This window comes from Mesorhizobium sp. M0317 (assembly GCF_040321555.1).
Lineage (GTDB): Bacteria > Pseudomonadota > Alphaproteobacteria > Rhizobiales > Rhizobiaceae > Mesorhizobium.
Genome location: NZ_JAMYRV010000066.1, coordinates 1 through 24,571, shown reverse-complemented (window position 1 = coordinate 24,571; position 24,571 = coordinate 1). Strand labels below are relative to the sequence as shown.

Below are 24,571 nucleotides of genomic sequence, written 5' to 3'. Positions count from 1 at the left end.
GTTGGGGGAGGGCTGCCGATGGACGGCAAGGAATTGTTGTACCGGTGGGGCCACGGGATGGGTTGGGGGCTGCCGCGGCTGTCGTAGAAGGGAGTGCCGCCCACCCCGCGCCCACCGGGAAAGGCCAACCGACAAACCGCGCCGCCCGCAAGGGCGGCGACCGTCTCAGCCCGAAGGGCTGCCCACGCCAAGGGGCGAAGCCGAATGGCCGAGACCGCCTGAGCTTGCCGAAGAAAAGCGGGCTCGGTTCACGAGCACCTGATGCGCGTCGTCAGGCGCGCGGGCGCCCGCTAGGACCGGAGGCTGGACAGAATCTCGCACGGATCAGCGTCAAGGGCCGCAGTTATGTCGAGAAACTCGATGACGTCGAGACGCCGCTCTGCGCCCTCGTACTTGGCCACGAAGGATTGGGGACGACCAAGCTTGTCAGCCAGCTGCTTCTGGGTCAGGCCTTTGGTCTTGCGCAGCAAAACCAGCCGGGCCAGGAACCGCTGGTGGCGGGGCGATCGAAGGGATTTGGGCATGGAGGCGAACCGGTCGGGTAAAGACCGGATCAGCGACTAATCCCGGTTTCGGATTATCCCATTTTGGGATATACTGCGTGCGCTCACAGGCGAGATCCGCAGGCATGAATGGACCAATGGGAACAGATGAGACGCGAAGCTCAACTTTGAGCGATGAAGTCCCCTGGTCGGAGAACCTCACGAGCTACGACAGGGAGCATTTCAAGATCTACCTGCGGATCCTGGATGCCTGCGCCGACAATGCCAGCGAAAAGGAGATGGCCGAGCGCATTCTCGGCATAGACCCGTCCATTGACCCGGTCCGCGCCCGCAAAGCTCTTCGGAGCCATATCGACCGTGCGAACTGGATGATGACGACCGGCTACAAGGAACTGTTCGCCGGCTGATGCACAGCGCCCACTGCCACGTGTTTCGAGCAGGCAAGTCTCTGTAGCCAAATTCGGCAGCGCACGGCCGCGACAGCCGGCGCTGCGGGAGCGGTCACAACTGGTTCGCGTGCTGTTTGACTGCCATTTCCAGTGCTTGCATCAAAGGCACAGCCTTGGAGAAGAGGAAGCCTTGAGCGGTTCGGCAGCCAAGCTTGTGCAGGGTTTGCCGATCCGCCTCTGTTTCGACGCCCTCGGCCATGACCTCGATCCCGAGCATGTCACCGAGTTCGATGACCGATTTGACAAGCAGTCGGTCCTCTCTGGACTTAGCCAAGCCGCGAATGAAGCCCTGGTCTATTTTCACCTTGCGTATCCGGCGATCCTTGAGAGATGCCAAGGTAGAAAAGCCGGTGCCGAAGTCATCGAGCGCGATGGAAATACCGGCATGCGAAAGCCGTCCGAGCTTTTCATCCACTCTGTCCGGGTCCACCGGCGATTCTTCGGTAATCTCGATTTCGAACATCGTTGCAGGCAGGCCTCTTGCCGCCAGACCATCCAGAACCATGTCGTCGATATCGCCGGCTTCCAGTTCGCGCGGGGAAACATTCATCGCCACACGAATGTTACGACGGTCAGCTTTCACCAAGCCGTCGATAAAAGCACAACAGTCGGCGAATACGGTTTGCGTCAGCAGCTGAAGCATTCCGGTTTCGCGTGCGGCTGTGATGATTTCGGGTGGAGAGATGGCACCATGTGTCGGATGGGACCATCTCAGCAAGGCTTCAAAACCGACCACGGCCTCGGTGTCGAGTTTCACGATCGGCTGGAACCAAGGTTGCAATCTTCCCGTCTTTATCGCCGAATGAAGGTCCCGTTCGATGGACTGGCGGCGTTGGAGTTCCCGGTCGAGTTCGGCATCGAACAGGCAAAATTCGTTCCTGCCATGGCGCTTGGCCGTATAAAGGGCGATATCGGCCCGCAACAGCATTTCAGTCAGGCTCGACGTCTGCGCCAAGTATATCCCTATCGATGCCCCGACGCGCACGGACGCGACCCCGATATAGGGGCGAGCAATTTTGGCTATGATATTGGAGGCGAGATCACTGGCAGAAAGCGAAGCTCTCGTTGAGGGAAAAACCAGCACGAATTCATCGCCGCCGATACGAGCGAGCGTTGAGCCTTCCGGTGCTTCCTGCTCTATGCGGCGGGCGATCATGACAAGCAGTTCATCACCGGTCCTGTGACCGTAGGTGTCGTTGACCGATTTAAAGCCGTCCAGATCAATCAGCATTGCCACGAAGGGGCCATCCGCGGTCTTGAACCGACCGATGGCGTGTTCAAGGCCCCGCCTGTTGAGAAGGGCGGTCAAATGGTCCTCCCTGGAGTTGCGCTCCATTTCCGACGCAAGTCGCTCTGCCTCATGTCTCAGGCGGCTTGCTTCGCGGAAGCGCGCCTGCCCAACAAACGAAGCTCGGACCAAGCCGCCCATGAAGAGCAGAACGGTGAAAGCCAGAATGTAGCGTTCAAAATTGCCTTTCGCCAAAAGGCACGCCACCGTGATGAGGAGTGGAGGTGTGATGAAGCTGGTCGCCGCCGTGGCATACGAACTGCCATATGTAACCGCACCAGCTGAAATGCCCGCCAGTATGACCAGATGCATCGGTGCTTGTGGTGTTGTGTATCCAACAGTCAGCACGGCCGGGAAGGACCAGGCAAACCCTGCCAGAAGGGCAAGGACGCCAAACATGCGAAGGCGCGGCAAAACGCCAAGCAAATCCTGATGGCTCCCCGTTTCCTTTAGCTGAAAACGCGCGAGTGCAAGCCGGGCGGCATTTAGCGCATTGACGACCAGGAACCAGCTTGCAGCGGCAAAGCCGCCGCCAGAAAGGGCCTGCACCCCGCAAATCAGGCCTGACAGGATCGCGCTTATCGGCATCGACACGAAGAGCCCGGCCCTCAGGTCAGCAAGCTGATCCTGACGGATTTTGGCCTCCAGCGATTCTTCTTTCTTTAGGGGTGCCATGAATGGACCAGTTTGCTTCCGTCATTGTTCGCGAGGACCAAACCTATGCAAGCCCACTGAAGGACGGGTTAACTACCCAGCGAGGGTAACCAGTGCGCTCACCATGCTTCGGGTCACACCTTTGGCTTAGCATTGCCGAATCATCAAGGTTTCGCCCGCGCGCGTGCCTTGATCCGAATTATGCCATGATCGGCAACGTCACCAGGAGCAGCCTGCCCGCGACGCCGCGAGCCAGCAAGACAAAGAAGCCGCGCCGAGACAGCGCTCCAGAGTAGCGCTCTGTGCGATTCACCGCCTGAGCATGGCCGAAATGCCATGGCGGACAAAGGGAAGATGTTGGGCAAAGCGGAGCCCAGCATGTCTTGCAAGCCGTGCCGCCGGGTGCTCGCTTGAGTAAAGACCGACAAGCATGTTGGTGGCATGATAGAGCGGCGCCGCCGACAGCCGCAGCCGGTTTTCGTATCTACCGAGCATGTCGGGATCGGCAATGTCGCGGCGGGCGCGACATGCTGTCAGTATTTTATGAGCGAGTTGCTTCTGGCCGCTTAGGCCTATGTTGAAGCCATGCGCGGTCACCGGGTGCATGCCGATGGCAGCGTCTCCTATCAGTGCCGCACTCGGTGCCGAGAACTTGTGCGCCCAGGTCGTGACCAGCGGATAGGCATGGCGGGTGCTTGCCAGGGTCATCTGCCCGAGGCGTCCTCGACACCGGTTCATCAATTCCATGAGGAACAATTCGTCATCGAGAACAGACAGTCTATCGGCCTCGATTGAGCGCAAAGTCAGAAGCAGCGACGACACGCCTTCCATGAGCGGCAACATCGCTATGGTCTGATGGTGGTCGAACCATTCGACCGCGATCTGGTGATGGAAGCGCTCGTGCCTCACTCGGCAAATCAGCATGGAGTGCCCAAGCGGATGGATGTTGGCGCCAATGCCGAGCAGGTCGCGCATCGCGGACAAACGCGAATCCGCTGCGACGAGCAGCCGAGCGGCCAATTGCCTGCCATCAGAAAGCGCTATGACCGCCTCGTCGTCGCTGGTTGTTGCATTGACGACCGAGTTGCCGCACAGCAGCCGGGCATGATCCTGGAAGTAGACAACTTTGAACAGGGCATCGCGGATCCGACAATTTGGGACCAGAAATCCGAGTGGTTCCCCAGATCCGCTGGGAGTATCGAAGCACAGGGCGAAAGGGCTCGATCCGTTGAGCACGCGCGCGCCATGAAGCGGTGATTTGTCCGATGCGGGGATGGCATCCCAGGCGCCGAGCTCGCGAAGGATTCTCACTGATGCGTGGGTCAGCGCGATCTCGCGACCGTCGAAAGCCGGATTCGCCAGGCTGTCGAGCGACTGCCGTTCAACCACTGCCACCTTGAGTCGGCTCCGGGCGAGCGATGCTGCGAAGGCAAGTCCGACCGGCCCAGCTCCGACGACAATGATGTCGAATGTGTCGACAGAGCCGGCCATCAGCGTGCCGCCATAGCGTCTATCTGCGATACGAAGCGCTCTTGACGCATCGCAATCACCCACGGTTTGCACATCTCCCCAGCGTCGATAGACATGCGTTCTCCGTTGGAAGCCTGGTCAATGAAACCATGCCGATGAAGAGATAACGCTGATCTGGATCAACCAGGCTCGACAAACCCGGCAACGGCGGGTTCAGGGTCGAGTGGTCGATTGCCGCGAAAACGTTGCATGTCTAGTCATTCTGAATGGTGGGCTTCCCAATCGCGGTGCCCCTCCTGGCCAAAAGTTCGTCAACGTATTGCCGGCTGATCCGTTCTTCGCACGCGCGGCGATATCGTCACAACGCGGGCGATCGCCAGCTAAAGATTCGGTCGATGACGACCAGCATCCGCACAGTCGTTGACGCCGCCAACCGGTTCAGCCTCGCGGCTCTTCCCGATCGATAAGGATCCGCTGGGCGGAGCCGTCGAGATCTTCGTATTGGCGCTCGTCAAGATCCACAGGAAGCCCCGGTCCAAGCCCCACCAAAACAGGCAGCGGCCATCGCATTCCCTCAGGACGGGCGTCTTCGCTGCCGACAGCGTGCTCGCCAACCATGACGGGCGCTATCGCCGAAGCAACTCGCCGACGGCCTCATGTCCAAATGATGTGGGAAGGGAGCAGAACCAAAGGGACTCTGCTTGGCGTCCCCGCTTTTTCCGCAGCTTCGAAACCGTCACCGAACGGATCCGTACTGAGGAGGAGGCCGTCCTTGACTTGCCCGACGCCGGCAACCTTCTCAGCCGCAACAATCGCTGCCTTCCGCTGACGCTCGTCGACAATCGCCCCCTTCAGTTCGACAAGGCCGTCGCTGACCCTCACATCGATCAAGTCGCCACCGCTCCAGGTTTGTGACTGCAGTTCGGCAAGTATCGCGTTGCGGATCAGGTCGTCATCGGGTGGAGTGGTTCCCTGTTTCGGCATGGCGCGGATCAGGACAAGCAGCAAATCAGTTCGCGTGATGATGCCGACGACCCTTTCCCGATCGACAATCGGCACATTGTTGATGCGATGTTGCATCATCAAGTCGACAATATCTGCAATCGAGGCGCCAGGAGGCGCCGAGATGACGGGTGTGGTCATCACCTGATGGATGATCCGTCCGTTCGAGCGCGCATAGTCATTGGCGGTTGTGCCCGGGCCAAGATCAAACTCCAGCCAGCGCGGACGCACACGCTGGGTTCCGAGTTCCTCTCGGCGCAAGAAGTCGCTTTTGCTTACAATGCCAATCAGGGTGCCGTCGCTGTTCGCTACCGGCAGGCAGCTGACCTTGTTTGAAAGCATGCGCTCGACCGCTTCGGCGATCGTCGCGTTCGCAACCGTCGTGATGACTGGTTTCGTCATGATGGATTCGGCTTGCATCCTCACCCTCCTGATCTTTCGTCGGACGACGATAGGACATCCCGACGCGCGGCGCGTTGATCTGAGTCACTTGGAACGAGGAGGATTCTCCGCGCCGTCGTCGCGGTCGATAAGAATGCGCTCCGCCGCGCCATCGAGATCGTCGTACTGGCCGCTTCTCAATGCCCACAGGAAGCCGCACAGGCCGAGTGCGCCAAGGAACAGCGCCACCGGAATGAGATAGGCGAGCGTCGTCATGAGGATTGGGCCAAGGCGCCGGCCCGCGCGGGCCTGTCCTGCCGCGCAGTTTCGGACGGCGCACCCGTTGCGAAGCCTTGCAGACGCATGGCATTTCCAATCACAAGCAATGACGAGGCAGACATCGCGACCGCCGCGATGAGAGGCGTAACATGACCCAGAATGGCGATCGGCACCGCCACAGCATTGTAAACGATCGCAATTGTTATGTTCTGTCGGATCAGGCTTCCCGCCTTGCGCGACACGTCCAGCGCCAGCGGGATCGCCAAGAGGCTTTCGCGCAGAAAAACGAAGTCGGCTGCATTGCGGCCAATGTCGGCGGCGGTGGCGGGTGCGATCGAGACATGCGCAGCGCTCAGCGCCGGCGTGTCATTGAGGCCGTCGCCAACCATCAGAACCTTGTGCCCGTCTCTCGCCAGGCTCTCGATGCGTTCAACCTTGCCGGACGGCAGCAGGCAGGGAACGAAGTCGTCGACACCAAGCACGTCCGCAACCTCGGCGCAGCCTTTCGCGGTATCGCCCGACAGCATTTCCACGCACATACCAGCGTTGCGCAGTTGATCGATCGCTGCCCTGGTGTCAAGGCGTAGCGCATCTTCGAAAACGAAGGATGCGACAATCATGCCGTTTTTCGTCAGCACTGTTCCGCCGTAGCCATGTTTGCCTTCGCCGCCGGTTCGCGCCTTCCAGCCAGCCCATCCGCGTCGACCCAGCCGCCAGGTGATACCGGCGGCGGTGGCTTCGATCCCGAAACCCGGGTGCTCGGTCACCGCGTCGAATTTGTGCTGGCTGCTGCTGACGGCAAAGCCGGCAATGGCCTTTGAATATGGATGACGCGAATGCGCGGCCAGGTCGGCAGCGATTGCCAGCATGGCGGGATCGATCGACGACGTGTTGACGAGCCGTGGCTTCCCAAGCGTGAGCGTCCCGGTCTTGTCGAACACGGCTGTATCGATCGTCGCCAGGCGCTCCATGGCCGAGCCGTCCTTGACCATGATGCCGTTTTCGAACAGGCGCCGCGCGGCCACCACCTGAACGATTGGAACGGCGAGGCCAAGCGCGCACGGGCATGTGATGATGAGAACAGCGATTGCGATCGTCATCGCCCGGTGCCAGTCGCCAGTCACCGCCATCCAGCCCAGGAAGGTTGCCAAGGCGGTGAGATGAACCACGGGCGCGTAGAGTGCCGACACGCGGTCGGCGATACGGCGATACCGGGCGCGACCACCTTCGGCGGCCTCTATCAACCGAACCATTTCCGCCAGGAACGAATCCTTGGCGGCCGCTGTCGCCTCAATCGTCAGCGGACCGGTGAGGTTGAGGACACCGGCCTGCACAATCTCCCCTGGCGCGACGTTTCGCGGCGTGCTCTCGCCAGTGACCAGTGAGCAGTCAAGATCCGACGCTCCATGAACGATCGTGCTGTCGACGGGGATTCTCTCGCCGGCTGCAATGAGCAGTTGCATCCCCGGTTCGATTTCGCCAACCGGCAAATAGTCCCGTGCGCCATCGCCGCGCAGCACCATGGCGCCACGCGCAGCCAACTGTGACAGGTTCTTTACCGCGGTCCGCGCGCGTTCGCGCATCACGTGATCGAGCGTGCGGCCGATCAACAGGAAGAACAGCAGCGATACCGACGCATCGAAATAGGCGTGGTCACCGTGGGTGATCGTCTCATAGAGGCTCATGGCATAGGCCAGCGACACGCCGACGGCGATCGGCACGTCCATGTTCATGCGGCCGTGGCGCAGCGCATTCCACGCCGACTTGAAGAAGATGCCGCCGGCGAAGGCCAGCGCAGGAATGGCGATCAGGGCCGAGACCCAGTGGAACAGGTCGCGGGTGGCGCCCTCGGCGCCGGACCAGACCGACACCGAGAGCAGCATGATGTTGCCCGCAGCAAAGCCGGCAACAGCGACGGCGCGGATAAGCTCCGAAAGCATCTTGTCCTTTGCATCAATCTCGGTTTCGAACAAATGCGCCTGATAGCCGAGCCGGCCGAGCACAGCGACCAATGGTGGAGCCTCGTCGCCGCGCCAGCGGACTGAGACCCGCTTGGTTGACAGGTTCACGCGAGCTGCCTCGACGTGACCGAGTTTTCCCAAGGCCGTCTCGATCGTCTGGATGCAGGCGCCGCAATGAACGGTCGGCACCGAAAGGTCGGTCTGATGAAGGTCGTCGCCAAGCGATCGGCTGGCCAGCCTGACCTCCTGGCTGGACGGCAGAACTGAAGTGGCGCTGACAAGATCCAGCGCGACTTCCGCGCCCGGTGCACAGCAGCTCATTTTAGCGCTCCATTGGAAATCATGACCCTGCGCACGTCGCGATAAGGTCTTGCCAGGCCGGCATCGGCGTCGATTTCGACAATCCACACTCCATCCCTTGGCACGTGTTGTGCTCCAAACTCCTGGCCAGAGACGAGGGCGAGCGTGACGGACTCATCCTCTTTCTCGTAAGCCGGATGGCGAAACAGCACCTTCACGCTATGCAGGGAAACCGGTTTGCCCGCGGCGTCGATGATGCCATAGCGGACTTCGTCCCATGCGATGGTCAACTGGCCGGTCCAGCCAAGCGCTGCCTGCGCACGGCCTTCCTCGGCCTTCTTGTTGAACTGCTGGCTGGCCACATAGGTGTTTTCGACAACGAGGCCGGTCCAGCTTGTGTTGGCAAGCGTCGCCATCGTCAGATTGACCGCGATGACCACGCCGAAAAAGGCGAGGATGATGGCCAACATGTGCCTGCCGGTGAATTCGCGGGGTTTTCGCGTGGTGGCGTTCATCTGGCGATCTCCGGCGCGTTGAAGGTGGCGGTGTATTCGTTGGACTCGAAGCTCGCTTTGTCCTCGACACGGAGTGTGAAGGTCTGCGCTTCGCCGTGGATCTGATCGGCAGGCACGCGCACGAAAACCTTCAACATCTTCAGCCGGTCCGGCTCAACCTGGACCGCGAAGGAGCGGGCGGCCGGCAAGTCGACGCCAACGACGCTCATTTCTGCGCCCGCCAAGCCTCCAACGGTGACGACGATCGTTCTTGGCTCGGGGATCATATTCAAAAGCTTGACGGTGTAGCCATTGCGGATTGAGCCGTCCGACAGCGTCACGAATTGCGGGTTGCGGTCGTGCAAGACGTTGATTTCGAGCCGGTCGCGCGTCAGCAGCGAAAAGAGCAGGCCCAGTCCGATCAGTGACCACATCGCCATGTAGACATAAGTGCGTGGCCGAAAGATCTTGCGGATATGGAAATGTGCCACCCTGTCCGAAAACAGGCCGTCATCCGTCCTGACCAGTGATGGATTGACCGAGCTGGCGCCGCCGGCGGTGGCCAGGATCATGTTGGCGTTGTAGTCGGAGAGCGTCGCGTAGGAGATCAGTCCTCGCGCTTTGCCGAGCTTATCCATGACGCCGTCACAGGCATCGATGCAGAGCGCGCAGGTGATGCATTCAAGTTGCTGACCGTCGCGTATGTCGATCCCCATCGGACAGACGGCGACACAGGCATTGCAGTCGACGCAATCGCCGACGGGATGCCCTGCGGCAAGAACCTTCTTGGCGTGACGCGTGCGCGGTTCGCCGCGCCAGTCATTGTAGGTGACGGTGAGCGAGCTCTCGTCGAGCATGGCTGCCTGGATGCGCGGCCATGGGCACATATAGGTGCAGACCTGTTCGCGCATCAGCCCGCCAAACGTGTAGGTCGTCGCCGTCAGAACCGCGACGGTGATGTAGGCGACAGGCGCTGCCGTGCCGGTGAAGAGTTCGCCGAGCAGCGTCGGCGCATCGGCGAAATAGAAGATCCATGCGCCACCAGTCGCTGCGCCTATGACCAGCCAGATGACGTGTTTCGATGCCCGCAGCACAAGCTTACGAGTGGTCCAAGGACCGGCATCGAGCTTGATGCGTGCGTTGCGGTCGCCCTCGATCGCGCGCTCGACGACCAGGAACAGATCGACCCATACGGTCTGTGGGCATGTGTAGCCACACCAGGCACGGCCAACAGTCGATGTGATCAGGAAAAGACCGACGCCGGCCATGACCAGAAGACCGGCGACATAGTAGAATTCCTGCGGCCATATCTCGACGAAGAAGAAGTAGAAGCGCCGGTTGGCGACATCGAGCAGCACGGCCTGGTCGGGGGCAAACGGACCCCGATCCCAGCGCAGCCACGGCGTCAGATAGTAGATGCCCAGCGTGATCGCCATCACGATCCATTTGAATCGGCGAAAGCTGCCCGAGGCCCGCTTCGGGAAGATCTTCCTGCGCGCGGCATACATTGGCTGGCGCACCTTGGCGGAGTTGACCGTCGTGGGTTCGATCCGTTCTATTTGCGTGTTATCGAGCACGAGAAGCTCCAGTCACCAGCGACGATTTCGCCGGAAGCCGACTCATCGGTACTGGATGATGCCGAGGCCCGGCTTGCGCCGGGCCTCGTCGCTTGGCGGGAGGGGGGAGGACGAGAATAGGCTTCTTTCCTATTCTCCGCCGCCAAGCGAATGGATGTAGACCGCCAGTTCCTTGACCTTGATCTCGCCGAGGCGCGCGCCCCAAGCCGGCATCACGCCGTGTTTCGGTGCGGTTACCTGGGCCGCGATGGCCGCTTGGCCTGACCCGTAGAGCCAGATGGCGTCGGTCAGATCTGGAGCGCCGAGTTCCTTGTTGCCTTTTGCATTGTCGCCATGACAGGCCACGCAGTTTTCGGCAAAGACCTTTGCGCCCGGCGCGACCAATGCTTGATTGACGACGGCGCCCGACAGACTGGCGACGTAGGCGCTGACCTGTTGGATCTGGTCTGCGGTGATAACGTCGCCAAAGGCCGGCATTTCCGACAGGCGCGTATCCGGATCGGAGGCGAAGCGAATGCCATGGGTGATCGTCTGCTGGATCTGGTCCGCCTCGCCGCCCCACAGCCAGTCGTCGTCATTGAGGTTGGGGAAGCCCCTGGAGCCCTGGGCGCCGGAACCGTGGCACTGCACGCAATTGAGCTTGAACGCGGCGCCGCCGGCGGCGATGGCGAATTCGCGCAGCGTGTCGTCCGCCGCGATCTCCGAAACACTTTTCGCTTCTATCGCGGCGACATATTTGCCCTTGGCGGCTTCAGCCTTGGACAACTCGTTCCCGACATCGTTGCGGCTGGAATAGCCGAGCACACCCTTGGTTGCCGTGTGCAGCAGAGGCCATGCCGGATAGGCGATGGTGTAGCCGATCGCCCAGACTATGGTGATGTAGAACGTCCAGACCCACCAGCGCGGAAGCGGGTTGTTCAGCTCCCGGATTCCGTCCCACTCATGACCGGTGGTTGAGATGCCGGAAACCTCGTCGATGTGATCGCTGCTCATGATCAGTCCTCCTTCAGAGGAATTTGAGCTGCTTCGCCGGCTTGCCTGCGGCTGCCGGGACGAAGTGCAAAGGCAACGGATCCGATGAAGAAAAGAGCCATGGCAAGTAGGCCCCAGCTGTCGGCAAACTCCCGCATGAAATTGTACGTCATCGCCATTGTCCTCAGCGGTAGCCGGCGGTCTCATCGTAGTTCTTGAAATCGACAAGCGTGCCCAGCATCTGCAGATAGGCGACCAGCGCGTCCATCTCCGTCACCTGCTGCGGATTGCCGTCGAAATCGCCGATCTTGGCCTTGCGGTAGCGCGCCTCGAGGCCGGAGGTGTCAGCGTTGGGATCAGCCTGCGTCATCAGATCGGCGTTAGCATGCGCGATCATGTCATCGGTGTAAGGGGCACCGACACGCCTGTTTGCGACCAGATGCGTCGAGAAGTCCTTCACCGCGATCGGCTTGTCCTTCAGGAAGGCATAGCTCGGCATTATCGATTCCGGCACCACGGAACGTGGATCTGTCAGGTGATCCACGTGCCACAGGTTGGAATAGCGGTCGCCAACACGAGCGAGGTCCGGTCCGGTGCGCTTCGATCCCCACTGGAAGGGATGATCGTACATCGACTCGGCCGCCAGGCTGTAGTGGCCGTAGCGCTCAACCTCGTCACGGAACGGCCTGATCATCTGGCTGTGGCAGAGGTAGCAACCCTCGCGGACATAGATGTTGCGCCCGGCAAGTTCGAGCGGCGAGTAGGGCCGCATGCCTTCGACCTTCTCGATGGTGTTGTCGAGATAGAAGAGCGGCGCGATCTCGACGATGCCGCCGATTGTCACGACCAGCAGCGACCCGAGGAGAAGAAGTGTAGCGTTCTTCTCGATCAGTGCGTGTCTGTTCATCAACCTCATTTTCTGTCTCATCATCGCGCAAGCTGGAGGGCGGGAGTGGAGCGCGGCATCGGATCCTCCTCGCGCCGGTAGCCGAGGATGGTCATTGTGATGTTCCAGGCCATGATGAGGGCGCCGGCCAGATACATGGCGCCGCCGATGGCACGCATGATGTAGTAAGGATGCATGGCGGCCACGGTTTCGGCGAAGGAATAGACCAGGAAGCCCTGCTCGTCGTATTCGCGCCACATCAGGCCCTGCATGATGCCGGACACCCACATCACCGCGGCGTAGACGACGATGCCGAGCGTCGCCAGCCAGAAATGCCAGGTGACGAGCCTGAGCGAATAGAGGCGTTCACGGTTCCAGAGTCTCGGCACCATGAAGTAGAGCGCGCCAAACGAGATCATGCCAACCCAGCCGAGTGCGCCGGAATGGACGTGGCCAATGGTCCAGTCGGTATAGTGCGACAAAGAATTGACCGATTTGATCGACATCATCGGGCCTTCGAAGGTCGACATGCCGTAGAAGGCGATGGCCATCACCATCATGCGGATGATCGGATCGGTGCGCAGCTTGTCCCAGGCGCCCGACAGCGTCATCAGGCCGTTGATCATGCCGCCCCATGACGGCATCCACAGCATGATCGAGAACACCATGCCGAGTGTCTGCGCCCAGTCAGGCAAAGCGGTGTAGTGCAGGTGATGCGGCCCGGCCCAGATGTAGAGGAAGATGATTGCCCAGAAATGGACGATCGACAGGCGGTAGGAATAGACCGGCCGGTTGGCCTGCTTGGGCACGAAATAATACATCATGCCGAGGAAGCCGGCTGTGAGGAAGAACCCGACGGCATTGTGGCCGTACCACCACTGCGTCAGGGCGTCCTGGACTCCGGAAAATGCGGAATAGCTCTTGGATCCGAGGAAGGAGGCCGGCATCGACAGGTTGTTGATCACATGCAGCATCGCGATGGTCACGATGAAGGAAAGGTAGAACCAGTTCGCGACGTAGATGTGCGGTTCCTTGCGCTTCAGGATCGTGCCGAGGAACAGGATGAGATAGGCGACCCAGACCATTGCCAGCCAGATGTCGACATACCATTCGGGTTCTGCGTATTCGCGGCTCTCGGTGATGCCGAGCAGATAACCGGTCGCGGCCATGACGATGAAGAGCTGGTAGCCCCAGAACACGAACCAGGCGAGATCGCCACCGAACAGCCGAGCGCGGCAGGTGCGTTGGACGACATAGAGAGACGTGCAAAGCAATGCGTTGCCGCCGAAGGCGAAGACGACGCCCGAGGTGTGCAGAGGCCGCAAGCGGCCGAAGTTGAACCACGGCTGAATGTTGAGATCGGGATAGGCAAGCTGCAGCGCGATGACCACCCCGACAAGCATGCCGATGACACCCCAGAACATGGTGGCGATGGCGCCATAGCGGATTGGCCCGTCCATGTAAGCGGACGGGTCGATCGGCGCGGCAGGCTTGAACTCAGTGTTGCGCAGTAGGATCGCAGTGAAGCCAGCCAAGGCGAAGAACAAGACCCACATGTGCTGGCGAAAGGGTTCATCCACCCCAGCGCCAGCCGCCACCAAAGCCGCGAATGCGAACAGGCTTAGAAGCACGATTTCTTTGCCGAATTTCATCGCAAGCCCCGATTTCCAATTCCGGCGGATGCCAAACCGCGGTGCCTTATTGCGCAGCCGTCGCCTGCTCGCCCTGATCCATGTCAGAGCCGCACCATTTTGCTCGAGCAGCATCGAGTTCGGTGCGATCAGACTGCGACGATCGAATGTGGAAGCGCACCACCGGCCGCCCGTTTATGGATGGGGCCTGGCGTCCCCGGTCGGGCCCCGGGGTGCGGAGGCGACCGCGGGCGTGTGGGGGAGCGCACCTTCTGCGACGCTGGAAAGCAGGTCGATGCCTTACCGAACGCCGATCGTTTCAATGCCTTGGAACAGCCAGCGCCAGCGTTACGCTGCCGTCGTGACATTAATGGCTTGGGGAGACGGCGATTTTCCCCTGCGGATGAGGCGTATTGACTTCGGCCAAGTGTGGATGCTTCGCCGACGAGCCGAAACGCAACTGGCGCATACGATCGGATGGAGAACGGGCTGTCGCTACGCGACTTCTTCTGAGCCCAACGCGAGCATGCCCTGCCCCGAATGAAGTAAGTGACGGGAGCCATGCAGCTTCTGCGTCATTCAAACGGCTGTAGCGCCTCGGCCGCCGCAGCGCCGTTCCAGCCGGCTCATGCTGTCCACGGTGACGCGGCGGTTGTTCTCGATCCGAATCACGCCGTCCATTCTCAGGCTGGTCAGCTGACGGCTCACGGTCTCGTTTGTGATTCCAAGGAAATCAGAAATGTCGGCACGCGTCATCGGCAGCTCGAAGCACGTCGAGCTAGCCGTCGGGTCAACATTGGAGTCGATGTTCCGGGCAATCATGAGGAGAAAGCTCGCCACCTTCTCTGGTGCGGTCTTGCGCCCCAGAGTCACCATCCATTCGCGTGCCTCGTCAAGTTCGTTCAGCGCCTGCTTGAGCAGGCGATGCACAAATTCGGGTGACTGCTTCATCATCCGTTCGATGGCCGCTCTGGGAAACGAGCATAGCGAGACAGCTGTTGCCGCTTCCGCATTGATCGCACTTTTCATCTTGAAGGGCCGACCCAGAAAATCCGGGGCGAACTGCAGGCCGACAATCTGTTGGCGTCCATCTGACAGGCTCTTCGTGAGCTTCACCACGCCTGAAAGCACGTTCGAATAACAGTCGACCGCCTCGGCGTCGCCGATCAGTTCGACCCCCGGCTCGATATTGTGCCGCGACGACGTCTTGGCGAGCTGAGCCAAATGATCTGGCTCTAGCGCGCCACAGACACCGCGGCGCCGTGCCTCGCAAGACAGGCAAAGAACGGGGATGCCGGAACTGTGAATATCCTGCCGTAATGTCATTCGATCGCTCTACCGGTCCGTGCGGGCAGGATAGCATCCACGGTAGAAAAATCCTTGCGGCAGTTTGTCCGTGCTGAAGGTTGATCGAAATCAGGGCTTAGGCTCATCCAAGCATCCACAGTTGGGCGACGCAAACACGGTGGACCACGACATGCGACAAAAGCTAGTTGCCAGATTTGGCGAGAACGTCCCGCGCTATACCAGTTATCCGACCGCGCCGCATTTCCATCCAGGCGTTGATGCTGTCGTTTGTCGTGGCTGGCTGCAAGCGCTCAACGAGGGCGACGAAATCTCGCTCTATCTGCACATCCCATACTGCGACAAGCTTTGCTGGTTTTGTGCCTGCCATACCAAGCAGACACGCCATTACGAACCGGTGACGATCTATCTCCGCTCACTGCATGCCGAGATCGCTACCGTCGCCGGTCTTGTTGCAGGCAAAGGTCGTGTGCGTGCCGTCCATTTCGGCGGTGGTTCGCCGACGATGCTCAAGCCCGAAGATATGGTGGCGCTGGGAACCGCCCTGCGCAAGAGCTTCGGCTTTCTTCCCAGCGCCACGATCAGCGTTGAAATCGAACCCAACGATATCGACGATGCCCGCCTCGATGCGCTTGCCGAAATCGGCATGACTCGTGCGAGCCTCGGCGTCCAGGACTTCGATCCGAAGGTTCAGAAGGCAATCAACCGCGAGCAGAGCTTTTTGCAGACCAAAGCGGTAGTCGACGGTGTTCGTTCGCGCGGCGTCGAATCCGTCAATCTAGACCTGCTGTACGGCCTGCCGCACCAGACCAGGGCGAGCGTTTCCTCAACGGTCGCGCAGGCACTGACCCTGGAGCCGGACAGGATAGCGCTTTTTGGCTACGCCCATGTGCCGTGGTTCAAGAAACATCAGACGATGATAGACGAGGCATGGCTGCCCGGTCCCGCGGAGAGATTTGCTCAATCGCAACTGGCGGCGCGGGCGATCGTGGACCAGGGGTACGAAGCAATCGGCCTCGACCATTTCGCCAAACCCGGCGATGCCCTGGCCCTTGCCGCCCGCGCCGGAACACTGCACCGGAACTTTCAGGGTTACACCGACGATTGCTGCGAAACCTTGATTGGGCTAGGCCCATCGTCCATCAGCCAGTTTCGGCAGGGCTATGCGCAGAACATGCCTTCGACCAGCGAATATCGATGCACGGTTGATGACGGCGGGCTGGCCGCTGTTCGGGGTATCGCACTTTCCAACGACGACCGCGTTCGCGGCTGGATCATCGAGCGTTTGATGTGCGACTTCGCCTTCTCGGCCATCGATCTGGTGGAACGCTTCGGCGAGGCCGGCCAGAGGCTCCTCCTTCAGTCAAGTTCCATGGCCCTCCACGATCCGGTTCGATTGCTTGAACTTGATGGCGACAGATTCGTTGTGCCGGCTGAAAGTCGCCCTTTCGTCCGAAGCATCGCGGCCAGGTTCGACAAACATTTCGAAGCTGGAACGGCCAGGCACTCGGCGGCAGTCTGAGCACTCAGAGGAACGGTCATGCCTCTCAGTCGATCATGGACCGCGGTACGTTTGTTGATCGGCGACCGTCGTATCGAGACAAGATTCGGAGCGGACCAGACGCGTCTTGGCGCAGCGACGATATCGTCCGCTCGAGCCCTGCCTGTCGGATCATGGTTGTCGGCGACAGCTCCCTTCGACCTGAACCATCCGTTCACCCGAATTCTGCCGGCGCAGTTCCAGTGGAAAGGGCCTGGGCTAGACGGCTCTCTTGTTACCCCAGAGCACAACGTGCAGCTGCGGTAGCACGCGGGCCTCGAACCATCTGTCGCGGGTCACGCTGTCAACCAGCCACTCCATGCGCTTCAATATTCCGTCAAGGTCGACAGGCGCGTCATCATTTGTGGGGTGTGGCGGCGTGTGATTGCCGGGCTGCAGATAGATCGGAAGTTGCGGAAATTGCGCAGCGGCGTCTTTCGCGTAGGTGTAGTCCCTTTCGTCGAAAACAATGAGCTTGAGCACGACTTGGGGCTTGCCTTGTGCCGCCTGGAGGCACGCCTCGACAGCGGCCCAATCTGTCGTCATTTGGCTTGACGGCGGCTTTGGGCTGAGGACCAGCACGTCAAGCTGCGCAAACCAGTCCCTGGCAAGCGACCCTTGGGTTTCCAGGGCAAAACGGTAACCGTCACCATGGCCCCGGTCGATGAGCGCGCCGAGCGGCTGGATGGCCGGATTGCCGCCTGATAGCGACACCATCAGCGGGCGGCCACCGGAAAGGGCAAGCACATTTTTCCACACCGCGCCAACGGACATCATCTCCCATTCATGGCGGAATTGATTGTCCACAGCATGGAGGCTGTCGCACCAGGAACAGCGATAGTCACACCCGCCGGTTCTGACGAAGATCGTCGGCAAACCTATGAGCACGCCCTCGCCCTGGATCGTCGGCCCGAAAATCTCGCTAACGCGGATTGCGGGATGAGTATTCGTCATGGCCGGTATTCCGCCCAGGTTTTCGGCGTTTCGCTCACCCGCACGGCCGCGGTTTCGCTCAGGCGTGCCTTGCACCATTCGTAGAAATGTCTGGCCAGATATTCCGCCGTGACTTGCTCGTGTCCCAGCACGTCGTTGAGATGTCGGTGGTCGAAGCTCTCGTCGATGTAGCGTTTGAATGGCGCCAAGTCATGGTAGTCGCGCACGAAGCCGTGATCGTCCAGTCCATCCGCTGAAAGCTCCACTTCGACGATGTAGTTATGTCCGTGCAGGCGCGCGCATTGGTGATCGGGTGGCAATGAGGTGAGCTGATGCGAGGCTGAGAAGTGGAATTCCTTGGTGATGCGGAACATTACGCGGTGGTCCTTCGCAGCGCTCCGAGCCAGAAGTCGGAGTCCTCATACTCGGTTGGGTCGGGGTGCCCAGCGATGTGAAACGCCTCACGCCGCTCGACGCAGGTCCCGCACCTCCCGCAATGACGCTCGGCGCCCTTGTAACAGGACCAGGTCTGCGCAAACGGCGTGCCGTATGTGGCTCCATCCGTAACAATGTCCGCCTTCGTCAGGTTCACATAGGGTGCATAAAGGCGAATCTGCGCGTAGCCGTCGAGCGCGTGGTCCTGCATCATCTGGAAAGCGTCGATGAAGGCCGGACGGCAATCGGGATAGACAACGTGATCCCCACCATGCACGGCCGTCGCCACTGCGTCAGCGTCTTGCGCTGCGGCGAGGCCGAAGGCAATGGCCAACATGATGGCGTTCCGGTTGGGCACCACCGTTATCTTCATCGTGTCTTCGGCATAGTGCCCGTCGGGCACGTCCACATTGTCGGTCAGCGCGGAGCCGGAAAGGCCGCCGCCGATCTCGTGGATATCGATGATTCGCTGCGGAACACTCAGGCGCTCCGCGCAAAGGGTGGCGAAGCCCAATTCCTTCCTATGCCGTTGGCCGTAATCGAACGATAGCAGGCCGGTAAGCTGGTGCTCCGCTGCCACCTTGTGGGCAAGAGTAACGGAATCCAATCCGCCGGAGCAGACGACGAGAGTCTTCATCGTTGGGTCCTTGTTTTAACCGGGTAGGCTGCGACCGGAGATTTCTCTGCGCTCCAGTACTTCAGGAAAACCATTTTGTGAAGTGAACGGAGACCAATTCGTGCGCTTGCGTGCGATGCGCAAAAAGCCTTCGCGGTGAGCTGCAAGGACACGGACTGGCGAGACGTCACCCTTGAGCGGAATGCTCAAGTCGAACGCTTCTCGGGGACAAAGTTCTCGACGAGCAGAGCCTGGCGGTCCCGAGCGCCGAGCGACGCCATTGCAACGGTTTCGGGGTACAAAGCCGAGATGGGCTTGCCGCAAACAGCTCACTTACCAGGTATGTTCAGCGATGCCGAAATCCAGATATCGGGATGGATTATGAGATCAATTGTCGCGACAGCTTTGGCTGGCCTGCTCCTCGCGTTTCGTAGATGCAGCGCATTCCACTTCAGGAGCATTTTGATGAGCACGCCCTCAATGGATGACCGGCGAACCCTGAATAACCGGTCGTGAGCCGACATCTGTGAACAAGCGGTGTGGTCGATTGCAATCACCCATGTCTTGCGCACAGGTACCTCATGGCAGTGGATGAACTGAACTTGATGGTTTTACAGATGGCAGTCGAAAGCGTCCGCTCGCTCTCGTTGAGCTTCGCTGAAAAAGCCGCCGAGATAGCCACCAGGAGCCGCGGCAGCCTGCTTTTCGACGTTCGGATCGACGGTGACGCGCAGGTCCAGCGGGTCGCAGCCATCCGATATCACGGCGGCCAATTCGGCGTGCTGGCGTTAGACGGACACGGCCTAGTTACCCACTATTGCATCGTTAACGGTATGTTCTCACATTACATTGCGGCCTTGGAGAGCTGGCACAGGATGCCCCTGTCGATGCAGGCAAAGATGGATGCCAACGGCAATGCCCGTCTTTTCGTAGCGGCGTTGCGGGATGCCGGACATATGCTGGGCACCTAGCATATGGCCAGAGTGCATCTCTGAATTTGCATGTGCATCACTGCGATGGCGCCGGCATGATCGTGATGCTCGAAAAGGGCTGCGGCGGCCGTGGCAAAGCGGTCGCCACGATGATGGTGTCAACGGCGTTGCATCGATGCGAGCGTTTAGACAGAGGTCTCCTCCTGGCATCGCGCGCATGCAAGGAGCTACGCAAGCGCAAATGTATCAAGTATTTTGAAGCGACGACCCCTCATGCATATGGAGCTGCGATGCACGGGCGGCATAAGCCTCGTTGCCATCTAGCCGCCTTGATGCACGGCGATGAGCTTTCGGCGGCCTGCATCGGCGATCTGGCCGCCCTGTGCATTTTGACAAGCCTCGTCGGGTGCCGGCGATGATCCGTCGTGATGGCAGGCGGGGGTTTACAGGTTGCGGTCGGCGGGTTCGTTTCGGGCGCCTGCGCCCATCGTTATGTCGCGAGTTGGGGGATGCGATCGAGGACGATGCGCAGGATGCGCTGGTCGGGGCACGATGTCGGCAGGTGCAGGCGGATTTGCGATTTCATCTCGACCACCCGCGCAGCGATTTTGATGAGGCGCAATCGCAGCGTGTCGAATTGGGCGACGGCAAAGCTCGAGCGCCTCGGCATCGCGGCCCGCAAGCCCCACATCAACCAGTAAGCACCGGCATGCAGGAATAGCCGGAACTGGTTGGCCGTCGCTCTGGTGCAGGATGTGCGGTCGGCGGCAAGATGCGTCTTCCACGATGTGGTTCTCGGCCGCGCCGCGCCGGCAGTAGACATCCTCGTAGAGCGCCTTGGCCTTCCCACCGGCAAGGTTGGTGACGACGAAGCGGATATCGCCACCGTGGGCGCCGACCTCGACCCGCGCGATGATGCGCTCGACGCGGCTCCAACTAGCGGCGCCGTCAACGAACTCCTTGAACCTGCGGACCTTGCCTGTCTTGGCCGACGCTTCGAAGCGCGCCGTCGTGCTGGCATCCAGATCCGCGACATGCTTGCGCAGGATCGTGGTGGGCGCGAGGCCAAGATGAAGTCGACGTCGTTGGGGCGGCACCAGTCGATGACCTGCGGGTTGCAATAATGGCTATCGCCGCGGAGCAGGATACAAATGTTCAGCCAGTTGATCCGGATCGCCCGCACCAGACGGCGCAGGTGGGGGCGGATCTCAGCCCCACTCGGCCGCTTGGCCGGTCGCAGGATCGCGCTGACGAACCGTCCCGCACCATCGAACACGACGATCCGGCTGGAAGCCGTACTCGTCATGGTGGGCATTGAACAGGCGAAGCTGTTGGCCTCCGTGCACAGCGTCGAAGGTGTCGAGAGCGCGGCGCAGCCGGTTGGCGTCGTTGCCGTCCTCGTAGCCCGCGGCGATCATTTTCATGCGAAAGCCGATCATGTCCGCCAGGCTGTGGACGACCTGGTCCGGGCAGCGCGGATCGTCGATGCAACGCGGCAGACGCTCGGCCATCCGCAACCGCTTTTCCACCTCGGCCAAGGCCAGAACGCCGCTGTTGGACGACAGCATGCCGCCGTCGAAACGGGCGACGACGGACTTGCCGCCGACTGATGACAAACCGCTCAGCGGCAGCGCAAGATCGTTCATGGTGGGTGTGGTCTCGGGAAATGGTTCGGATCGGCTTAAGCAACCAAATCCTACGTCATTTCAACGGGCTTGCGCCACATCCACCAACCCCCATGAATTTGGCTAGGTTGATGCGGCGTGCCGCCGCCGTGAGGCTGCGCTCGCTCAGCAGCGCGTCGAGAACGACGAGAAGATTCAGATCGAGCCCTTTGAAACGAATGTCTTAGCTATCCATAGCGTGGATGAATTTGATTGAAACAAAGGATTTTACCAATTTTCCGGAATGTCGCATGGACCTGGCAGGATCTCAAGTGCGCCGATCACTGCCCCTATCGCGTGGCGAGTCCCTTGAGAAGAGCCCGAAAGAGGAAATCTGTCGCGTGCGGTGGAGATTGTACTGGAAATGAGAGGCAGCGCTCCGATCATGTCGAACTCTCCGACGAATGGCGGACCGGTACAATAGTTGATCGCAACTGGTCCGGAGCTATGAAACATCTCGATTACATATGAGGTGCCGAGTGAATACGCTGACAGCACCCACCGTCGCAGCGTTTAGCTGACGTTTGACGACGGTTCCTATCCATTTACACGCAGATTCTTGATGTGCTGGCGCAAAAGCGGGAGGCCGGCGACTTTTCTTCGTCATCGGGCTGACGCCGCAGAAGCCGGAACTCGTCCGGTTCCTATGGGCATTGGGCTTGGTCGGCGCACAGGGCTCCATGAGGGGCAATTTTGGCAACGCGACGCGACTCGGGTTTTGAACGACGCCGAAAACGCAAGCTGGAAAGGAACAAGATGGCAGATCAACTCGCCAACGAAATAATCGCCATGATCAAGAAGCGCGCCGCGTCGGAGGGCGGCATAGCGCCTGCCACAGGCGGCGAGATAACGGCTGCCACGAGACTGACTTCGCTCGGTATCGATTCACTGGGATTGGCGGACGTTCTCTGGGACCTGGAGCAGGCCTACGGCATCGAGATCGAGATGAATACGGCCGAGGCATGGTCGGATCTCCAGAATGTTGGGGACATGGTGGAAGCCGTGCGCAGCTTGCTCGCTACGGGGGTGTGAATGGACAGGCGCGTCGTGATTACTGGGATTGGCGGGATTTGCGGGCTTGGGACCAACACCGCCGCCATTTGGACAGAGATGCGAGAAGGCCGCTCCGCCATCGGCCCAATCGTCAACTCCGAGCTCCATGAATTGAGGGTCAGGATTGGTGCCGAGATCAAAGCGCTGCCGGAGCATGACATCGACCGCAAGCAACTCATCTCCATGGACCGCTTCAGCCTGCTCGCTGTTCTTGCGGCGCGCGAAGCCATGCGTCAGGCCGGACTTTCCTCCAAAGAGGGAAATAGCTATCGCTTCGGTGCGACGGTGGGCGTTGGCGGCTGCGGGTGGGATGCGATCGAGCAAACCTACCGCGCCATCCTGCTGGGCGGTAAGCGTGCCGCTCTCTTGACTGTACCCAAGGCGATGCCGGGTGCCGCTGCCGGCCAGGTCAGCATGAGTCTCGGCCTGCGCGGGCCGGTCTTCGGCGTCACGTCCGCCTGTTCCTCGGCAAACCATGCGATTGCCTGCGCGGTGGACCAGATCAGGCACGGCCGGGCCGACGTGATGCTTGCCGGCGGCAGCGAAGCGCCGCTCATATGGGGTGTGCTGAAGGCATGGGAAGCGATCCGCGTGCTTTCGCCCGATGCTTGCCGGCCATTCTCGGCCGATCGCCAGGGCCTATCGCTTGGTGAAGGCGCCGGCATGGCGGTGCTGGAAAGCTACGAGCATGCCCTGGCTCGGGGCGCCACCATCCTTGCCGAAATTGCCGGTGCCGGCCTTTCCGCCGATGCGTCCGACATCGTCGCGCCGACTGTCGAGGGGCCGGAGGCAGCAATGCGGGCCTGCCTTGCCGATGCCAGGCTGGACGCCGAGGATGTCGACTATCTCAACGCGCACGGCACCGGCACAAAGGCCAACGACCAGATCGAGACGGCGGCGATCAAGCGAGTCTTCAGTCAGCACGCCTTCTCAATGTCCATTTCTTCTACCAAGTCCATGCACGCGCATTGCCTCGGCGCGTCCGGCGCGCTCGAGTTGATCGCCTGCGTGATGGCTATCCGCGAGAGCGTCGTGCCGCCGACTGCCAATTATCGTGAGCTGGACCCCGATTGCGATCTCGACGTCACGCCCAATGTGGCACGCGAGCGCAAGGTGCGCGTGGCACTGAGCAACTCCTTCGCCTTTGGCGGCACGAACGCGGTTCTGGCGTTCAGGCAGGTGTAGAAGCCATGAGAGATGCCTCCGGCAACATTATCTCTCGCATCCAGATGCTTGCCAGATAACTATTGTGAAGGGCGGGTCATTGACCGCCTCGGCGAATGCGGGAAGTGGCAGCGGAAGCTCGACGATCCGGGGGTATCGTCTTTGCGAAATTCTTAACTGTTGAAGCGGCTTGGACGTACCGCCGCCCCGTAAAAGGTAAGCGAGGCCCTGCGGGCTCGGCTTGAGGGTCTGAAGCTGTACACGACAATGTCTGGAAGCCTCAGGGTCGGCTCTGCGCCCGTTATAGCCGCCTGAGTGCTGCCGGCCCGGGCCGCGCCGCGGGCGCCGTCAACGAACTCCTTGAACCTGCGGACCTTGCCTGTCTTGGCCGACGCTTCGAAGCGTGCCGTCGTGCTGGCCTCCAGATCCGCGACATGCTTGCGCAGGGTCGTGGTGGGCGCGAGGCCAAAGATGAAGTCGACGTCGTTGGCGCGGCACCAGTCGATGACCTGCGGGTTGCAATAATGGCTATCGCCGCGGAGCAGGATACGAATGTTCGGCCAGTTGATCCGGATCGCCCGCACCAGACGGCGCAGGTGGGGGCGGATCTCAGCCCCACTCGGCCGCTTGGCCGGTCGCAGGATCGCGCTGACGAACCGTCCCGCACCATCGAACACGACGATCGGCTGGAAGCCGTACTCGTCATGGTGGGCATTGAACAGGCGAAGCTGTTGGCCTCCGTGCACAGCGTCGAAGGTGTCGTCAATGTCGAGTACGATCCGCTTCGGCACCTGCCGGAACGAGGCGCAATAGAGATCGACCATCCCCCGTCCCATCGACCAACTCCCGCACGCCGGGTAGGTTCTCCAGCCGGCACAGCGTCGATTTCGACGCCAGATCCCGACCCGACGGCAGCGCATCCTGGGCCATCTTGAAGACCGGATCGCGGCGCAGCCGGTTGGCGTCGTTGCCGTCCTCGTAGCCCGCGGCGATCATCTTCATGCGAAAGCCGATCATGTCCGCCAGGCTGTGGACGACCTGGTCCGGGCAGCGCGGATCGTCGATGCAACGCGGCAGACGCT

At 60.6% G+C, this 24,571-nt stretch carries 22 protein-coding genes and 4 pseudogenes; 6 read left to right on the top strand and 20 right to left on the bottom strand.

Annotated elements, in window-relative coordinates:
- Positions 1-290: 290 nt before the first annotated feature.
- Entirely contained in the window at positions 291-524 is a 234-nt protein-coding gene (locus NKI88_RS30140) for a helix-turn-helix domain-containing protein (protein WP_023694857.1), read from the bottom strand.
- A gap of 104 nt (positions 525-628) precedes the next feature.
- Here NKI88_RS30140 and NKI88_RS30135 point away from each other — a divergent pair, with 104 nt between their 5' ends.
- The gene (locus NKI88_RS30135) at positions 629-910 is read left to right on the top strand and encodes a DNA -binding domain-containing protein (protein WP_081725593.1); all 282 of its coding nucleotides are present in this window, start codon (positions 629-631) and stop codon (positions 908-910) included.
- A gap of 94 nt (positions 911-1,004) precedes the next feature.
- Here the strand turns inward: NKI88_RS30135 and NKI88_RS30130 are convergent, their stop codons facing one another.
- From NKI88_RS30130 to NKI88_RS30075, 12 genes are all read right to left on the bottom strand, one after another.
- Entirely contained in the window at positions 1,005-2,915 is a 1,911-nt protein-coding gene (locus NKI88_RS30130) for a putative bifunctional diguanylate cyclase/phosphodiesterase (protein ID WP_023808103.1), read from the bottom strand.
- Between the two features lie 288 nt (positions 2,916-3,203).
- Positions 3,204-4,385, bottom strand: a complete 1,182-nt coding sequence (gene ubiM, locus NKI88_RS30125) for a 5-demethoxyubiquinol-8 5-hydroxylase UbiM (RefSeq protein ID WP_023808102.1) — start codon at positions 4,383-4,385, stop codon at positions 3,204-3,206.
- A gap of 633 nt (positions 4,386-5,018) precedes the next feature.
- A complete protein-coding gene (locus NKI88_RS30120) occupies positions 5,019-5,786 on the bottom strand; it encodes a CBS domain-containing protein (protein ID WP_352659026.1) in 768 nt (255 codons plus the stop codon).
- 66 nt (positions 5,787-5,852) lie between these two features.
- Positions 5,853-6,023: a cbb3-type cytochrome oxidase assembly protein CcoS gene (gene ccoS / locus NKI88_RS30115; protein WP_023808099.1), complete on the bottom strand. Its 171-nt coding sequence runs from the start codon at positions 6,021-6,023 to the stop codon at positions 5,853-5,855.
- Positions 6,020-8,308, bottom strand: a complete 2,289-nt coding sequence (locus tag NKI88_RS30110; RefSeq protein ID WP_352659024.1) for a cation-translocating P-type ATPase — start codon at positions 8,306-8,308, stop codon at positions 6,020-6,022. The genes ccoS and NKI88_RS30110 overlap by 4 nt, the downstream gene beginning before the upstream one ends.
- Positions 8,305-8,802 (bottom strand): FixH family protein, encoded by a 498-nt coding sequence (locus tag NKI88_RS30105; RefSeq protein WP_352515437.1) that lies wholly within the window; start codon positions 8,800-8,802, stop codon positions 8,305-8,307. The genes NKI88_RS30110 and NKI88_RS30105 overlap by 4 nt, the downstream gene beginning before the upstream one ends.
- Positions 8,799-10,358, bottom strand: coding sequence for a cytochrome c oxidase accessory protein CcoG (gene ccoG, locus NKI88_RS30100; RefSeq protein WP_352515438.1), 1,560 nt, complete (start codon positions 10,356-10,358; stop codon positions 8,799-8,801). Before ccoG ends, NKI88_RS30105 begins: the two co-directional genes overlap by 4 nt.
- Before the next feature lie 129 nt (positions 10,359-10,487).
- Positions 10,488-11,351, bottom strand: a complete 864-nt coding sequence (gene ccoP, locus NKI88_RS30095; protein ID WP_352659022.1) for a cytochrome-c oxidase, cbb3-type subunit III — start codon at positions 11,349-11,351, stop codon at positions 10,488-10,490.
- 2 nt (positions 11,352-11,353) lie between these two features.
- Positions 11,354-11,503, bottom strand: coding sequence for a CcoQ/FixQ family Cbb3-type cytochrome c oxidase assembly chaperone (locus NKI88_RS30090; protein ID WP_023766610.1), 150 nt, complete (start codon positions 11,501-11,503; stop codon positions 11,354-11,356).
- Positions 11,504-11,514: 11 nt separating this feature from the next.
- Complete coding sequence (ccoO, locus tag NKI88_RS30085; protein ID WP_352515440.1) at positions 11,515-12,246, bottom strand: cytochrome-c oxidase, cbb3-type subunit II; 732 nt, start codon at positions 12,244-12,246, stop codon at positions 11,515-11,517.
- Between the two features lie 11 nt (positions 12,247-12,257).
- A complete protein-coding gene (gene ccoN, locus NKI88_RS30080) occupies positions 12,258-13,868 on the bottom strand; it encodes a cytochrome-c oxidase, cbb3-type subunit I (protein WP_352515441.1) in 1,611 nt (536 codons plus the stop codon).
- A gap of 558 nt (positions 13,869-14,426) precedes the next feature.
- Positions 14,427-15,173, bottom strand: a complete 747-nt coding sequence (locus tag NKI88_RS30075) for a Crp/Fnr family transcriptional regulator (RefSeq protein ID WP_023708062.1) — start codon at positions 15,171-15,173, stop codon at positions 14,427-14,429.
- A 151-nt stretch (positions 15,174-15,324) separates the two neighbouring features.
- Here NKI88_RS30075 and hemN point away from each other — a divergent pair, with 151 nt between their 5' ends.
- On the top strand, positions 15,325-16,674 hold the full coding sequence (hemN, locus tag NKI88_RS30070; protein ID WP_352659029.1) for an oxygen-independent coproporphyrinogen III oxidase: 1,350 nt from the start codon (positions 15,325-15,327) through the stop codon (positions 16,672-16,674).
- A 237-nt stretch (positions 16,675-16,911) separates the two neighbouring features.
- Here the strand turns inward: hemN and queE are convergent, their stop codons facing one another.
- From queE to queC, 3 genes are read right to left on the bottom strand one after another with little or no spacing between them, the layout of a single operon-like run.
- Positions 16,912-17,646: a 7-carboxy-7-deazaguanine synthase QueE gene (gene queE, locus NKI88_RS30065; protein ID WP_352515442.1), complete on the bottom strand. Its 735-nt coding sequence runs from the start codon at positions 17,644-17,646 to the stop codon at positions 16,912-16,914.
- Positions 17,643-17,999, bottom strand: coding sequence for a 6-carboxytetrahydropterin synthase QueD (queD, locus tag NKI88_RS30060; protein ID WP_023807034.1), 357 nt, complete (start codon positions 17,997-17,999; stop codon positions 17,643-17,645). Before queD ends, queE begins: the two co-directional genes overlap by 4 nt.
- Positions 17,999-18,697, bottom strand: coding sequence for a 7-cyano-7-deazaguanine synthase QueC (gene queC / locus NKI88_RS30055; protein WP_352515443.1), 699 nt, complete (start codon positions 18,695-18,697; stop codon positions 17,999-18,001). The genes queD and queC overlap by 1 nt, the downstream gene beginning before the upstream one ends.
- Before the next feature lie 560 nt (positions 18,698-19,257).
- Between queC and NKI88_RS30050 the strand changes: the two genes are divergently transcribed.
- Both NKI88_RS30050 and NKI88_RS30045 read left to right on the top strand, forming a co-directional pair.
- Complete coding sequence (locus NKI88_RS30050) at positions 19,258-19,647, top strand: hypothetical protein (RefSeq protein ID WP_023747260.1); 390 nt, start codon at positions 19,258-19,260, stop codon at positions 19,645-19,647.
- A 56-nt stretch (positions 19,648-19,703) separates the two neighbouring features.
- Positions 19,704-20,027 (top strand): hypothetical protein, encoded by a 324-nt coding sequence (locus NKI88_RS30045; RefSeq protein ID WP_352659018.1) that lies wholly within the window; start codon positions 19,704-19,706, stop codon positions 20,025-20,027.
- Positions 20,028-20,098: 71 nt separating this feature from the next.
- On the opposite strand, the pseudogene NKI88_RS30040 reads toward NKI88_RS30045, so the two are convergent.
- Positions 20,099-21,254: pseudogene (locus NKI88_RS30040) on the bottom strand (IS1380 family transposase).
- Positions 21,255-21,351: 97 nt separating this feature from the next.
- Positions 21,352-21,453 (bottom strand): annotated as a pseudogene (locus NKI88_RS30035) (LysR family transcriptional regulator); the annotation flags it as partial.
- A gap of 575 nt (positions 21,454-22,028) precedes the next feature.
- On the opposite strand from NKI88_RS30035, the gene NKI88_RS30030 reads away from it, so the two are divergent.
- Entirely contained in the window at positions 22,029-22,304 is a 276-nt protein-coding gene (locus tag NKI88_RS30030; RefSeq protein WP_031206078.1) for an acyl carrier protein, read from the top strand.
- Entirely contained in the window at positions 22,305-23,510 is a 1,206-nt protein-coding gene (locus tag NKI88_RS30025) for a beta-ketoacyl-[acyl-carrier-protein] synthase family protein (RefSeq protein ID WP_352659016.1), read from the top strand.
- Here the strand turns inward: NKI88_RS30025 and NKI88_RS30020 are convergent.
- Both NKI88_RS30020 and NKI88_RS30015 read right to left on the bottom strand, forming a co-directional pair.
- Positions 23,497-23,661 (bottom strand): annotated as a pseudogene (locus NKI88_RS30020) (LysR family transcriptional regulator); the annotation flags it as partial. The gene NKI88_RS30025 and the pseudogene NKI88_RS30020 sit on opposite strands and share 14 nt — an antisense overlap.
- Positions 23,662-23,830: 169 nt before the next feature.
- Positions 23,831-24,571 (bottom strand): annotated as a pseudogene (locus tag NKI88_RS30015) (IS1380 family transposase); the annotation flags it as partial.

Bases quoted from the DNA above. Each gene is read 5' to 3' on its own strand.
- queD (WP_023807034.1), bottom strand. From the start codon at position 17,999: ATGTTCCGCATCACCAAGGAATTCCACTTCTCAGCCTCGCATCAGCTC.
- NKI88_RS30140 (WP_023694857.1), bottom strand. From the start codon at position 524: ATGCCCAAATCCCTTCGATCGCCCCGCCACCAGCGGTTCCTGGCCCGG.
- NKI88_RS30130 (WP_023808103.1), bottom strand. From the start codon at position 2,915: ATGGCACCCCTAAAGAAAGAAGAATCGCTGGAGGCCAAAATCCGTCAG.
- hemN (WP_352659029.1), top strand. From the start codon at position 15,325: ATGCGACAAAAGCTAGTTGCCAGATTTGGCGAGAACGTCCCGCGCTAT.
- NKI88_RS30120 (WP_352659026.1), bottom strand. From the start codon at position 5,786: ATGCAAGCCGAATCCATCATGACGAAACCAGTCATCACGACGGTTGCG.
- NKI88_RS30050 (WP_023747260.1), top strand. From the start codon at position 19,258: ATGGCAGTGGATGAACTGAACTTGATGGTTTTACAGATGGCAGTCGAA.
- ccoN (WP_352515441.1), bottom strand. From the start codon at position 13,868: ATGAAATTCGGCAAAGAAATCGTGCTTCTAAGCCTGTTCGCATTCGCG.
- NKI88_RS30045 (WP_352659018.1), top strand. From the start codon at position 19,704: ATGATCGTGATGCTCGAAAAGGGCTGCGGCGGCCGTGGCAAAGCGGTC.
- ccoP (WP_352659022.1), bottom strand. From the start codon at position 11,351: ATGAGCAGCGATCACATCGACGAGGTTTCCGGCATCTCAACCACCGGT.
- NKI88_RS30090 (WP_023766610.1), bottom strand. From the start codon at position 11,503: ATGACGTACAATTTCATGCGGGAGTTTGCCGACAGCTGGGGCCTACTT.
- ccoS (WP_023808099.1), bottom strand. From the start codon at position 6,023: ATGACGACGCTCGCCTATCTCATTCCGGTGGCGCTGTTCCTTGGCGCA.
- NKI88_RS30075 (WP_023708062.1), bottom strand. From the start codon at position 15,173: ATGACATTACGGCAGGATATTCACAGTTCCGGCATCCCCGTTCTTTGC.
- ccoO (WP_352515440.1), bottom strand. From the start codon at position 12,246: ATGAGGTTGATGAACAGACACGCACTGATCGAGAAGAACGCTACACTT.
- queE (WP_352515442.1), bottom strand. From the start codon at position 17,646: ATGACGAATACTCATCCCGCAATCCGCGTTAGCGAGATTTTCGGGCCG.
- ubiM (WP_023808102.1), bottom strand. From the start codon at position 4,385: ATGGCCGGCTCTGTCGACACATTCGACATCATTGTCGTCGGAGCTGGG.
- NKI88_RS30135 (WP_081725593.1), top strand. From the start codon at position 629: ATGAATGGACCAATGGGAACAGATGAGACGCGAAGCTCAACTTTGAGC.
- NKI88_RS30105 (WP_352515437.1), bottom strand. From the start codon at position 8,802: ATGAACGCCACCACGCGAAAACCCCGCGAATTCACCGGCAGGCACATG.
- NKI88_RS30030 (WP_031206078.1), top strand. From the start codon at position 22,029: ATGGCAGATCAACTCGCCAACGAAATAATCGCCATGATCAAGAAGCGC.
- queC (WP_352515443.1), bottom strand. From the start codon at position 18,697: ATGAAGACTCTCGTCGTCTGCTCCGGCGGATTGGATTCCGTTACTCTT.
- NKI88_RS30110 (WP_352659024.1), bottom strand. From the start codon at position 8,308: ATGAGCTGCTGTGCACCGGGCGCGGAAGTCGCGCTGGATCTTGTCAGC.
- NKI88_RS30025 (WP_352659016.1), top strand. From the start codon at position 22,305: ATGGACAGGCGCGTCGTGATTACTGGGATTGGCGGGATTTGCGGGCTT.